General features: G+C 66.0%; 14 protein-coding genes. 3 read left to right on the forward strand and 11 right to left on the reverse strand.

The features are described from left to right. Window positions 1–275: 275 nt before the first annotated feature. From HT579_20430 to HT579_20440, 3 genes are all read right to left on the reverse strand, one after another. Window positions 276–746: a DUF2846 domain-containing protein gene (locus HT579_20430; protein QKS31080.1), complete on the reverse strand. Its 471-nt coding sequence runs from the start codon at window positions 744–746 to the stop codon at window positions 276–278. Next, entirely contained in the window at window positions 743–1,135 is a 393-nt protein-coding gene (locus tag HT579_20435; protein ID QKS31081.1) for a hypothetical protein, read from the reverse strand. Before HT579_20435 ends, HT579_20430 begins: the two co-directional genes overlap by 4 nt. Window positions 1,136–1,312: 177 nt before the next feature. After that, on the reverse strand, window positions 1,313–1,738 hold the full coding sequence (locus HT579_20440; protein ID QKS31082.1) for a c-type cytochrome: 426 nt from the start codon (window positions 1,736–1,738) through the stop codon (window positions 1,313–1,315). A gap of 299 nt (window positions 1,739–2,037) precedes the next feature. Between HT579_20440 and HT579_20445 the strand changes: the two genes are divergently transcribed. From HT579_20445 to HT579_20455, 3 genes are read left to right on the forward strand one after another with little or no spacing between them, the layout of a single operon-like run. After that, entirely contained in the window at window positions 2,038–2,862 is an 825-nt protein-coding gene (locus HT579_20445) for a substrate-binding domain-containing protein (GenBank protein ID QKS31083.1), read from the forward strand. 10 nt (window positions 2,863–2,872) lie between these two features. Further along, complete coding sequence (locus HT579_20450) at window positions 2,873–3,565, forward strand: ABC transporter permease (GenBank protein ID QKS31084.1); 693 nt, start codon at window positions 2,873–2,875, stop codon at window positions 3,563–3,565. Then, complete coding sequence (locus HT579_20455) at window positions 3,562–4,212, forward strand: energy-coupling factor ABC transporter ATP-binding protein (GenBank protein ID QKS31085.1); 651 nt, start codon at window positions 3,562–3,564, stop codon at window positions 4,210–4,212. The genes HT579_20450 and HT579_20455 overlap by 4 nt, the downstream gene beginning before the upstream one ends. Window positions 4,213–4,263: 51 nt before the next feature. Here HT579_20455 and truB read toward each other — a convergent pair whose 3' ends face one another. The 8 genes from truB to HT579_20495 all read right to left on the reverse strand — a co-directional run bounded on the left by truB (window position 4,264) and on the right by HT579_20495 (window position 12,878). Next, a complete protein-coding gene (gene truB / locus HT579_20460) occupies window positions 4,264–5,163 on the reverse strand; it encodes a tRNA pseudouridine(55) synthase TruB (protein QKS31086.1) in 900 nt (299 codons plus the stop codon). 1 nt (window position 5,164) lies between these two features. Then, window positions 5,165–5,578, reverse strand: a complete 414-nt coding sequence (rbfA, locus tag HT579_20465; GenBank protein QKS31087.1) for a 30S ribosome-binding factor RbfA — start codon at window positions 5,576–5,578, stop codon at window positions 5,165–5,167. Continuing rightward, window positions 5,579–8,386 carry a translation initiation factor IF-2 gene (gene infB, locus HT579_20470; protein QKS31088.1) on the reverse strand — a complete coding sequence of 936 codons (2,808 nt, stop codon included), beginning with the start codon at window positions 8,384–8,386 and terminating at the stop codon, window positions 5,579–5,581. Between the two features lie 19 nt (window positions 8,387–8,405). After that, window positions 8,406–9,878: a transcription termination/antitermination protein NusA gene (nusA, locus tag HT579_20475; GenBank protein ID QKS31089.1), complete on the reverse strand. Its 1,473-nt coding sequence runs from the start codon at window positions 9,876–9,878 to the stop codon at window positions 8,406–8,408. 14 nt (window positions 9,879–9,892) lie between these two features. Beyond that, the gene (rimP, locus tag HT579_20480) at window positions 9,893–10,360 is read right to left on the reverse strand and encodes a ribosome maturation factor RimP (protein QKS31090.1); all 468 of its coding nucleotides are present in this window, start codon (window positions 10,358–10,360) and stop codon (window positions 9,893–9,895) included. 140 nt (window positions 10,361–10,500) lie between these two features. Then, on the reverse strand, window positions 10,501–11,478 hold the full coding sequence (locus HT579_20485) for a pseudouridine synthase (GenBank protein QKS31091.1): 978 nt from the start codon (window positions 11,476–11,478) through the stop codon (window positions 10,501–10,503). Further along, the gene (scpB, locus tag HT579_20490) at window positions 11,447–12,046 is read right to left on the reverse strand and encodes an SMC-Scp complex subunit ScpB (protein ID QKS31092.1); all 600 of its coding nucleotides are present in this window, start codon (window positions 12,044–12,046) and stop codon (window positions 11,447–11,449) included. Before scpB ends, HT579_20485 begins: the two co-directional genes overlap by 32 nt. After that, complete coding sequence (locus HT579_20495) at window positions 12,036–12,878, reverse strand: segregation/condensation protein A (GenBank protein ID QKS31093.1); 843 nt, start codon at window positions 12,876–12,878, stop codon at window positions 12,036–12,038. The genes scpB and HT579_20495 overlap by 11 nt, the downstream gene beginning before the upstream one ends. Window positions 12,879–12,883: the final 5 nt, after the last annotated feature.

Consider the following 12,883-nt stretch of genomic DNA (forward strand, 5'->3'; position numbering starts at 1 on the left):
CTACTGCATTGCAGTATCGAGCGCTGCAGGGCGCACGCCGGGTCGAGTCCTGCCCGGTGCTGTCAAGGCACCAGCAGTGGTGGATCACCGGGTCGGGCGTTGACGGGCCAAGCCGCCGCCACGGCGACCGCCAGCAGCCGCCGTAGCGTGGAACGCTGTCACTCGAAGCTTCCAAAACCCATGGTTCGTGGCCATCTGCCCTGGAGGCAAGTCCGGTTGTCTCCCTCCCCCTTCGCACGCTCCGTCAGGAAGTCCAGCACGAATGCACGCCATCTCTATTGCGCTTTGGCCTCGGCTTTCGCCCCCTGTCCCGGCGGCGGCCCGATGTAGCTCGCTTCTTCAAGTTCCTTCTGCCCAGTCGCGTCGTCTACGAGTTCCGGGTACACCCGTCCGACAAAGAGGCCGATGCCAATGACGGTCCGCACGTACCTTGTCTGACCTGGATCAAGCGTGAAGGACAGCTTCTTCTCAACCTCGGTCGACGTGCTTACCTCCTTGTTGCCGGCAGCCTGGTCCACAAAGAAGAATCCACCTGGCTTCGATTCACCGACCACGATCCCGTTCAACAGGATCGATGGCTGGACCGCCGCGCCAAAGGCACTGCCACTGCGATAGAAATAGATTCGCCCTTGCTCCGGACTGAGCGTCGGAATCGATGATCCCATTTCCGAGAGCTTGGGTCCCGTAGCACAGGCCGCCAATACGATCGGCAACAATAGACTGACACACAGGCGGTTTACCTTCATTTCGGAAACTCCTTGATCTCAAGTGGCAGGGCGACTGAAGTCGATAACGGCGAAAACGACTTCTCGACCGGGAGATAGAAACCTACGATGCGCCCCATCTTCACGACGAGGTAAGCCTCGTGCATGTGCGCACCCTCGACGGTGAAATTGGCGTTCGTAGGTTTCAGTATGTCTCCCTGCGCAATTCCGCCGACATCCACGAACTCGGTACCAGCTCGTATGCTCCGATCGTAGCCGGAATCGAGCCGCAGCATGACCGTTTGCGAAGCGACAAACGACTTGTCGGGCGGCTGCCTCGCTCGCGACAAATCAACCGGGTGACGAGTGACCTCGCTTGCACACCCGCCAAGACCCAATGCCATCAGCAGCCATACACACATTTTCTTCATGCCATCTCCCGCTGCCCGTTTGGCCGCAGCCGGCCGAACCGCTGCTGACAGCGGGATCCACTCGGGCCGATTTCCTGGCGACACTTCGACCGCGCTTCCTCAATGGAATGTCAGTCACCGAACCTGCATGCGCCAGAACTCCGCATGAGCCGGGCCCTCGTGCTTGCGCAGCGACTCTTACTTGACCTGCAGTCGGCTCAGGTAATCGACCAGCGCCAGCGTCCTTGCCCAGACGAAGAGCTTGGCGTTGTACCCGTAATCGTCGAACTGCGGCTGCGCCTGGGCATCGTAGACGTCTCCCCAGATCGGCATCTCACGGGTTCCATGCCCCTTGACGAGGGCGCGACCGTCGATCGCCTCGAGTACCCTATTCACCGGGAAAAGACCGCCGTTGTTCCTGGTCAGTACGGTCAGATCGGGCGTTTTCACGCGCAGGAACTCGTTGAACGGGCCATCCCCCTTGCCCTTGGGGCCGTGACAGGCGACACAATTGGCCTCGTACTCCCGCTTGCCGATATCCAGACGCTCGGCCGCAATGGCGCTGCCGGCGAGTGCTCCGGCAGTCGCCGCCGCAACGCAGATGTGAATCCACTTCCCGTTCATCGTCGCTCTCCTTGCTCAGTTCCGGGCTCGAGGAAAACCCTTGCCCCAGATCAGTCTAGACCCTGATGCCGGCTGCGCAAGCGCTTTCTGCGACCGCTGTCGCGACTGCGCCGGGCGAACGAAAGAGCTGCCTCACCGGGCTGCGCAACGGCGACAGCCGCCGCTGCCGGCTCGTCGCCGCGGTACCTGGCACGGCGCGGACGCGTGCGTGGGTTTGGTCGCCGGCCACTTTGCCGCTAGACTGCCGGTCAAGCGGCCACCGCTTCGACTGGCCGTGTCCCGGGCTGAGGGCGACGGAGATGGATCGGACATCATTGCGTGTGCTGCGACTCCTGCTGACGGGCTGCCTGCTTGCCAGCAGCTGGCTGCCGGTTCTTGCGGCCGACGTGCTGCGGCTCGCGACGACCACCAGCACGGACAACTCGGGACTGCTGCGGGCCATCCTGCCGCAGTTCGAGCGCCAGCATGGCATGCGCGTCCACGTCATCGCGGTCGGCAGCGGCAAGGCGCTCAAGCTGGCGCAGAATGGCGATGTCGATGTCGTCCTCGTGCATGACCGACGCGCCGAGGACGCCTTCGTTGCCGCCGGCCACGGTGTCGGGCGGCGCGATGTGATGTACAACGATTTCGTTCTTCTCGGGCCGCGCGGCGATCCGGCGGGCGTCCGCCGCAGCGGCGACGTGCTCGACGCCTTCCGGCGGATCGCCGACAGCCAGGCCCGTTTCGTATCGCGCGGCGACGATTCGGGAACCGATCGCATGGAGAAGAGCTACTGGCAGCTTCTGGCGATGCCGGTCAGCGGCAGGCCATGGTACGTCTCGGCCGGGCTCGGCATGGGCGAGGTGTTGATGATGGCGGGAGAGATGCAGGCCTACACGCTGTCGGATCGCGCCACGCATGCCACCTACGGCGCGCGCACCGGTCTCGACATCGTCTTCCAGGGTGACCGCAGGATGTTCAATCCCTACGGCGTCATCGCCGTCAACCCGCGCAACCATCCGCTGGTCAACCACGCCGGCGCGCTGGCACTGATCGAGTGGCTGACCGGCCACGCCGGCCGTGCCGCGATCAGCGCTTTCCGCCCGCAGGGCGAGCAGTCGTTCTTCGTCGCGGCCGGCAACTGAGGGTCGCCGCGTGGGACTCCTGGAAGCCACCCGGTCCGCCTTGCTGCTGCTCGTCTCTGGTGATCCCGAACTATGGGGCATCGTCGGCGTGTCACTGTCGGTGACTCTGCGGGCGCTGCTGGTGGCGACGCCACTCGGCATCGCCGCCGGCTACCTGCTGGCGACCGTTCTCTTTCCCGGCCGGCGGCTGCTGATCGTCCTCATCCAGGGTCTGCTGGCATCACCCACTGTCGTCGTCGGCCTGATCCTCTACCTGCTGCTGTCGCGCCAAGGGGTATTCGGCGAGTTGCATTTGTTGTTCACCCAGACGGCGATGATCATCGGCCAGGTTCTGATCGCGCTGCCAGTCCTCATCGCCTTCTCGCTCTCGGCAATCCAGGGCGCCGATCCGCGCGCCCGCGAGACGGCGCTGGCGCTCGGCGCTTCTGCGCCACGAATTGCGTGGACGCTGCTGCTCGAGGTGCGCTTTGCGCTGATGGCTGCAATCTGCAGCGCCTTCGGCCGCATCGTCTCGGAGATCGGCTGCGCGCTGATGGTCGGTGGCAACATTGCCGGCGTGACGCGCAACATGCCGACCGCCATCGCGCTCGAGACCAGCAAGGGCGACTTCGCGCAGGGCATCGCCCTCGGCATCGTCCTGCTGCTCGTCGCGCTGGTAGTCAATTCGGCCTTCGCCTTCTTTCAGGGCGAAGCGCGCCGATGAGCCTGCTCACCGTGCGCGCGCTCGTCAGGTCGCTGGCGCACCGGCGACTGCTGGCGATCGACGAACTCAGCCTGTCGGCTGGCGAAAGCTGTGTCCTGACGGGTGAGAACGGCAGTGGCAAGTCCACCCTGCTGCGAATTCTTGCCGGCATCGATGCCCCGGACGGCGGCACTGGCTGCTTCGACGGGCGGCCGTTTGGCTGGCATCCCTACCCCGACTGGCTGCGAAAGCAGGTCACCTACGTGCATCAGCAACCCTACCTCTTCCACAGCAGCGTCATCGACAACGTCACCTATGGGCTGCGCGCGCGTGGCGTTCCCCGCGCCGAGCGCGAGCGACGGGTCGATGAGGCACTCTCCTGGGCCCGCCTGTGCCACCTGCTGGCTACGCCGCCAGCCCGGCTCTCCGGCGGCGAGAAGCAGCGGCTGGCGCTGGCCCGGGCGTGGGTGCTGCGGCCGAGGCTGCTGCTGCTCGACGAACCGACGGCCAGCCTCGATGCCGACTCGCGGCGACAGACCATCGAGTTGCTGCGCACCTTCGGCGACGCCGGGACGACGGCGATCATCGCCTGTCACGACCGCGACGTCATCGAGCTGCCCGCCATGCGGCGGCTCGACCTGGTCGACGGTCGGATCAGCAGCGACTGAAGCGGGCAACGCGACCAGGACGCCGCGTCGGCCGGTAGCCGGCAGCGCCGGCTACTTGTCCAGTCCGCCCAGCACACGCCGCGGCTGCAGGCTGCCGTCGGCGTCGACCTCGCCGAGACCGAGCAGGCGGCTACCGGAGTAAACCCGACAGCGGCCGGCCGTCGCGCCGACGGCGACGCGGTTGCCGTGCAGGAAGCGCTCGCCACCGGCCTCGTCGAGCAGCACGCGGGGCAGGCTCTGCAGCAACGCATCGGCAGGCAGGAGGCAGCCCTGGCGCCTCTCCTCGGCCAGCGTTGCCAGCACATCGAGCGAGACGGCATCGTCAATCTGCAGCGAGCCGACGGCGACGCGGCGCAGAGCGCCGAGATGCGCGCCGCAGCCGAGAGCGACACCCAGGTCCATGGCCAGACTGCGCACATAGGTTCCCTTGCTGCAGCGAACCAGCAGGCTGCAGCGACCAGGCGAAAAATCGTCCAGTCGCAGCTCGTGGATGCAGACCTCGCGCGGCGCGCGCTCGACCTCGATACCCTGACGTGCCAGCTCGTGCAGCGGCCGCCCCGCCCGCTTCAACGCCGAGTACATCGGCGGCACCTGCCGAATCGGACCACGAAATCCTTCCAGGGCAAGCTCGAGGTCGGCGGCAGAAAAGCCCACCGGGGAACGCGTCAGGATGCGGCCGTCGGCATCGCCGGTGTCGGTGCTGATGCCGAAAACGATTTCGCACTCGTAGCTCTTGTCGGCTGCCAGCAGATCCGTCGAGAACTTGGTCGCCTCTCCGAAGCACAACGGCAACAGGCCGCTGGCGAGCGGGTCGAGGGTCCCGGTATGTCCGGCCTTGGCAGCCGAATAGAGGCGGCGTGCGGCCTGCAGCGCAGCATTCGAGGTCATGCCGGTTGGCTTGTCGAGCAGCAGCACGCCGTCCACGCGGCGCCAGCTCTTTCGCGCCGTCACTTCAGGAGCGCTCGGGACGCTCGGGGTGGTCTGGTTGCTCGGGATGCTCGCCGTGGTCGGAGATCGCCGCCGCCTCGCTGATCAGGCGCGAGAGCTGCGCGCCGCGTTCAAGCGACTGATCGAACACGAAATGCAGCTGCGGCGTCATGTGGATGCTGATCCGCTTGCCGAGCTCAGTGCGCAGGAAGCCGGCCGCATGTTCCAGACCGGCCATCACCGAGTCGAGATGGTCGCTTCCGGACAGACTGCTGAAGTAGACCTTGGCGTGCGCGTAATCGGCACTGACGGCGACTTCCGTCAGGCTGACCATGCCGACCCGCGGATCGCGCAGCTCGCTGTGGATCAGGTCGGCGAGCTCGCGACGAATCTGCTCGGCAACCCGCTCGCGGCGGGAAAAACTCCTGCTGCCGGCCACTCAGAGCGTCCTCGCGACTTCCGTGACGTCGTAGACCTCGACCTGGTCGCCCTCGACGTAGCCGCTGAAGTTCTTCAGCGACAGACCGCACTCGAAGCCGCTGCGCACCTCCCGGACATCCTCCTTGAAACGCTTCAGCGACTCGATCTCGCCGTCCCAGAGGACGATGTGGTTGCGCAGCAGGCGCGCACGCGAACTCCGCTTGACGACGCCCTCGAGAACGTAGCAGCCGGCGATCGTGCCGATCCGGGTGGCGCGGAATACCTGCCTGATCTCGATCAGGCCGGTGATCTCCTCCCGCTTCTCGGGCGCCAGCATGCCCGACAGAGCCGCCTTCACCTCATCCACCGCATCGTAGATGATGTTGTAGTAGCGGATGTCGACCCCGGCGGCTTCCGCCGCCTTGCGGGCACCGGCATCGGCGCGTGTGTTGAAGCCGATGATCACCGCCTTCGACGCCTGTGCCAGGTGTACGTCCGACTCGCTGATTGCGCCGACCGCGGCGTGGATGACGTTGACCTTGACCTCACCGGTCGACAGCTTCTGCAGCGACTGCACCAGCGCCTCCTGCGAACCCTGGACATCGGCCTTGATGATCAGCGCCAGGACCTTCGCCTCGGCCTCGGTCATCTGCTCGAGAATGCTCTCGAGGCTGGCTGCCTGCTTGGTCGCCAGCTTGACATCGCGATACTTGCCCTGGCGGAACAGAGCGATCTCGCGCGCCTTGCGCTCGTCCCCCAGGACGACCGCTTCCTGTCCCGCAGCCGGGACATCGGAGAGACCGAGGATCTCGACCGGGATCGATGGCCCTGCCTCCTTGATCACCTTGCCGTTCTCGTCAAGCATCGCCCGCACCCGCCCGAAGACCTGCCCCGCAAGCAGGACATCGCCCTGGTGCAGGGTTCCCGAAAGCACCAGCATCGTCGCCACCGGACCACGGCCGCGATCCAGGCGGGCCTCGATGATCAACCCTTTCGCCGGCGCCTGGCGGGGCGCCTTGAGTTCGAGAACCTCAGCCTGCAGCAGAACATTCTCGAGCAGTTCGTCGATGCCGGCACCGGTCTTCGCGGATACCGCGACGAACGGCGTCTCGCCGCCGTACTCCTCAGGCACCACCTGCTCGGCCACGAGTTCCTGTTTCACCCGGTCCGGCTGCGCCCCCGGCTTGTCGATCTTGTTCACCGCGACGACCATCGGTACGCCGGCCGCCTTGGCATGGTTGATCGCCTCGCGAGTCTGCGGCATCACGCCATCGTCGGCGGCCACCACCAGAATCACTAGGTCGGTGGCCTTGGCGCCGCGCGCCCGCATGGCCGTGAAGGCCTCGTGACCGGGTGTATCGAGAAAGGTCACCATGCCACGTTCGGTCTCGACGTGATAGGCGCCGATGTGCTGCGTGATGCCACCCGCCTCGCCGCTGGCGACGCGCGTGCGGCGGATGTAGTCGAGCAGCGACGTCTTGCCATGATCCACATGACCCATGACCGTGACCACCGGCGCGCGTGGCTCGAGGGCGACGTCCTTCTGATCGACCGTGCTCTCGTCGAGGAACGCGTCCGGGTCGTCGAGCTTGGCGGCGAAAGCCTTGTGACCCATTTCCTCGACGATGATCATCGCCGTTTCCTGATCGAGAACCTGGTTGATGGTCACCATCGAGCCCATCTTCATCAGCGCCTTGATCACCTCGGTCGCCTTGATCGCCATCTTGTGCGCCAGCTCGGCAACGGAAATGGTCTCCGGCACGTACACCTGATGGATCACCGGCTCGACCGGCAACTGGAATGAATGCTCGCCATCGTCGTCGCCGCCGCCACGGCCGGTCCGCTTGCCGTGCTTGGTGTCACGCCAGCCGGTCCCGCCGGTCGCACCGCGAGTCTTCAGACCGGGGCGCTTGTTCGCGCCTTCGCTCTTCCACGGCCCCTTCTTGTCGGCCGCCTTCTTCTCCGGTGCCTTCTTGTCGGCCGCCTTCTTGTCGGTCGTCCCCGCCTTCGCGGCCGGCTTGTGCAAGGTCTTGTCCTCGGGCGGCCGATCGCTCGCTGTCTGCGCCGCGGCCACCTTGGCCGCACCGGCTGCCTTCGCCGCCACCGCCTTTTCTTCGGCCTCCTGCTTCAGCCGCACGAGATCGGCGCTGCGCTGCTGCTTGCTCTTGAACTCCGCCTCCTGCCGCGCCCGCAACTCGGCATGCCGACGCTCCTCCTCGGCGCGCAGCCGCTGCTGCTCCTCGCCAATGATCGAGGCGCGCGTCACCACCTTCTTGGCACCCGGCCTGACTTCCGTCGCCACGGATTCCACCTTCGGCTGCTCACCGACCGGTGCTGCCGGCGGCGCAGGCAGCACCGGCTCCGGCTCGGCAACCTGCACCGGCGGCGCCGGCTCGGCCGCCACCTCGACGACCGGCTCCGGTGGCAACTCGACGACACGCTCGGCCACCGGTTCAACGACTGGCTCGGCGACCGGCACGGCGGGCTCGGCCACCGCCGTCGGCGCCTGCCTGGTGCTCGCATCGGCGACATCGCGCTTGACCAGGACGCGCTTCTTGCGCACCTCGACCTGCACCGTGTGCGACTTGCCATGCGAGTCCTGCTGCCGAATCTCGGAGGTTTCCTTGCGCGTCAGCGTGATCTTGGTCTTGGCCTCGACCGGTCCGTGCGAACGTCGCAAGTACTCGAGAAGTCTCGACTTGTCCTGCTCCGACAGCACGTCATCCAGATGCTTCTTGGCGACCCCCGCCTTCTGCAACTGCTCGAGCAGCGAACCAGCCGGCATTCGCAGCTGGCTGGCGAATTGGGAAACACTTGTTTGCGCCATTTGTACTCCTCTTTCCCGCTTACTCGAACCAGTGCGCACGCGCCGTGGTGATCAGTTGTGTGGCCCTCTGCAGGTCGATGCCGGTGATCTCGACGAGTTCATCGACGGCCAGGTCGGCCAGGTCGTCGCGCGTCTTGACACCGCTACCCGCGAGTTTGCCGGCCAGCGTCTTGTCCATTCCGTCGAGACCGAGCAGATCGTCGGCCACTTCGGCGAGCGTCTCCTCGGTGGCGATCGCCTCGGTCAGCAGGACGTTGCGCGCCCGTTCGCGCAGTTCCTGCACCGTCGCCTCGTCGAATGCCTCGATCTCGAGCATTTCGTGCAGAGGCACGTAGGCCACCTCCTCGAGGGTCGAGAAGCCCTCCTCGATGAGGATGTTCGCCACTTCTTCGTCGACATCGAGCTTCTCCATGAAGAGAACACGAATCGCTGCCGCCTCGGCCTCGACCAGGGTCTTCGACTCTTCCTCGGTCATCAGGTTGATCGTCCAGCCGGTCAACTCGGAGGCGAGGCGAACGTTCTGGCCGCCGCGACCGATGGCGATCGCCAGATTCTGTTCGTCGACCACCACGTCCATGCTGTGCTTTTCCTCATCGACGACGATCGAGCTGACCTCGGCCGGCGCCAGTGCGCCCACCACGAACTGTGCCGGATCCGCCGACCAGAGGACGATGTCGACCCGTTCACCCGCCAGCTCGTTGGTCACCGCCGTCACCCGCGAGCCACGCATGCCGACACAGGTGCCGATCGGATCGATGCGCTGGTCGTTGGATTTCACCGCGATCTTGGCGCGCATGCCGGGGTCGCGCGCCGCTGCCTTGATCTCGAGCAGCCCGTCATCGACTTCGGGCACCTCGAGTGCAAAGAGCTGGATAATGAACTCGGGTGCCGTACGCGACAGGATCAGCTGCGGCCCGCGCGCCGAGCGGTCGATCCGCAACAGGAAGGCCTTGACGCGATCACCGATGCGCAGGTTCTCGCGCGGAATCATCTGGTCACGCGGCAGCAGCGCTTCCATCTTGCCGGTTTCGACGATCGCGTTGCCGCGCTCCATGCGCTTGATCGTGCCGGAGACGAGGTGCTCCTTGCGCGCCAGGAAGTCGCTCAGGATCTGCTCCCGCTCGGCGTCGCGAATCTTCTGCAGGATCACCTGCTTCGCCGCCTGCGCGCCGATGCGGCCGAAGTCGATCGGCTCCAGCGCTTCCTCGAGATAGTCGCCCACCTCGACCTCCGGATCCTGGGTCTGGGCTTCCGACAACGGCACCTGCTGCTCCTCGTCGAGGAAGTCGGCATCAGCCACGACTTCCCAACGACGAAAGGTTTCGAAGTCGCCGGTCTCGCGGTCGACTGCGACCCGCACGTTGGCATCGTCATGGACACGCTTCTTGGTCGCCGACGCCAGCGCCAGTTCGAGCGCGCCAAAGACGATGTCCCGGGTCACGTTCTTTTCGCGCGCCAGCACATCGACCAGCAGCAAGATCTCGCGGCTCATTTCCTCATTACCTCCTAGACCGGCTTCCCGCCCGATTTCATTGTTTCGAATCTGGGCACCAGACGTGCCCGGTCAATGTTGTCCAGCTCGACATCCATGTCGCCCGCGTCCGTCCGCAGGCGGACCTTGCCGTCGCTGACGCCGCCCAGCGTGCCGCTGAAGTTGCGCCTGCCGCTCGACGGCAGGCGCAACTTCAGCGTGATCTCGGCCCCGGCGAAGCGCTCGAAGTCGGACGCCTTCTTCAGCAGCCGGTCCAGACCGGGTGACGAGACTTCCAGCCGGTCGTAGTCCACATCCTCGACCGCCAGCACGCGCGAGAGGTGATTGCTGACCAGGGCACAGTCCTCGACATCTACGCCGCGTGGCCTCTCGGGCCTGTCGATGAACACACGCAGGACGCGCCCGCGCGGGCTGCGCTCGATATCGACCAGCTCGTAGCCGAGACCAGTCACCGTCTTCTCAAGTATTTCGTGCACATCCATGGCTGCAAACAAAAAATGGGCGAAAAGCCCATCCCCGGTTAGATGCCCCCAGAAGGGGCGAGCGGAAAACCGTTGGATTATAACGCAAAAACCAGCGCGGGTAAATCGGCCCGCGGCCGCGGGAGAATGACCAGAATCGATCAGCCTGCCCGCGACCGCGGTGGCGGACGCCGCGGCCCCGCCGGTGCCATGCCGAAATCGACGAGCAGTTGCCGCACCAGGGGCTCGGCCAGTTCCTCCACCCGGCCGCGCTTTAGGCCGGGCGGCAGCACGAAGGGACCGTAGCGAACGCGTATCAGGCGACTGACGACCACGCCGACGGCCTCGAACATCCGTCGCACTTCGCGATTGCGACCCTCGAAGAGGGAAACGCGGTACCAGCGGTTGGCGCCCTCGCCGCCTGCCTCCTGGAAGCTGTTGAACCTTGCCAGCCCATCCTCGAGTTCGACGCCTTCGAGCAGGCGTTGCCTTGCCGCGTCTGGCAGATCGCCGAGGATGCGCACGGCGTACTCGCGCAGCAGCTGATAGCGCGGGTGCATCAGGCGGTTGGCGAGATCGCCGGAAGTGGTCAACAACAGCAGCCCGCTGGTGTTGAAGTCGAGACGCCCGACGGCCACCCAGCGACCGGCCGCCATTCGCGGCAGCGAAGTGAACACGCTCGGCCGATGCTGCGGATCGTTGCGCGAGACGATCTCGCCTTCCGGCTTGTGATAGAGGAGCACCCGCGGCACGCGGTCGGCAGACCGCAGCCGCACCAGCTTGCCGCCGATCTTGACGCGATCACCGGGACTGACCGACTGGCCGACCTGCGCCGGCTCACCATTGACCGTGATGCGACCTGCAGCGATCAACTCTTCCATCTCGCGCCGCGACCCCAGACCGCTGTTGGCGAGCAGCTTGTGCAGGCGCTCGGGCTTGCCGACCGGCTCCGCACCCGGGCTGCGGCGCGGCGCGTCGGTCGACCGCGCGTCTCTCCCGGTCGACCGACTGCCGGCAGCAACCGCGGCGGCCGACGGTTGCGGGCTTGCCGCCAGCGGACGCCGCGGTGCTGCCGCGCCCCGTGAAGAGCGTGGCGGACGAGCGGGATCAGCCGGCGGCCGGCGTTTGTCGTTGGGCATCGGAGAGGTCCAGAGTGGGGTTGATCTGTTCGAGCGCCGGCAGCTCGGCGAGGCTGCGCAGACCGAGGTCGTCGAGGAACTTCTTCGTCGTCGCCAGCAGCGCCGGCCTCCCGGGGGTATCGCGGTGGCCGACGACATCGACCCAGCCGCGTTCCTCGAGCACCCGGATGACCTGCGTCGCGACCGTGACGCCACGGATGTCCTCGATATCGCCCCGGGTCACCGGCTGCCGGTAGGCGATGATCGCCAGCGTCTCGAGGACCGCGCGCGAGTAGCGCGGTGGCTTCTCCGGATGCAGCCGTTCGAGATAGGGCATGAACTCCGCGCGCGTGCGGAAACGCCAGCCGCTCGCCACCGACAGCAGCTCGAGCGGCCGCCCCTGCCACTCGCGACGCAGTTCGTCGAGCAGCGAACGCAGCATTTCGGCGGTGATTTCGTCATTGAAGACCTTGCGCAGCTCGGGCAGCGAGAGCGGCTCCCTGGCACTCAGCAGGACCGCCTCGAGCACCCGCTTGAGTTCCTCGGCAGTGCCCGGCAGGCCTGCGCCGGCTGCCCTGTCAGGCACCATCGTGAACATCGACCAAGCGCAGATAGATCGGCGCAAAAGGCTCCGCCTGCGTCATTTCCAGCAGGCGCTCACGCGCCAGCTCGAGCAGGGCGAGGAAATGAACGACCAGCACCGGCGCGCCCAGAGTCGCGTCGAAGAGATCGACGAAATCGACGAAACCGCCTGCAGCCCGCAGGCGACGCAGAATGGCTCCCATGTGTTCGCGCACCGAGAGTTCCTCGCGCTGCACCAGATGATGCGTGTGCAGTCTCGCCTGTTGCAGGATGCCCCGCCAGGCGTTCTGCAGGTCCGTGACGCTGACCTCCGGCAGGCGCCGCCGCAGGCTCTTCTCGACCCACACCTCGACCCAGTCGAAATCACGCTCGGCCTGCGGCAGCTCATTGATGGCATGTGCCGCGCGCTTCATCTGCTCGTACTCGATGAGGCGCCGCACCAGTTCGGCACGCGGATCCTCGACCTCGTCGCCGGCCGGCGCCTTCGGCCGCGGCAGCAGCATGCGCGACTTGATCTCGATCAGCATCGCCGCCATCACCAGATAGTCGGCGGCCAGTTCGAGATTGCGTGTCCGCATCGCTTCGACGTAGAGCAGATATTGGTCGGTCAGCGGCGCCATCGGAATGTCGAGCACGTTCACGTTGGCCTTGCGGATCAAGTACAGGAGCAGATCGAGCGGCCCCTCGAAGGCGTCGAGCATGACCGCCATCGCATCCGGCGGGATGTAGAGGTCGTGCGGCAGTTCCGCCAGCGGCTCGCCGTAGATTCTCGCCAGCGGACTCGCCATCTCCGCCGCTGCCGCGGCCGTGCCCTCGGCGACGACAAGAGCATCGTTCATCGCTG

The organism is Candidatus Accumulibacter similis, assembly GCA_013347225.1.
GTDB lineage: Bacteria > Pseudomonadota > Gammaproteobacteria > Burkholderiales > Rhodocyclaceae > Accumulibacter > Accumulibacter similis.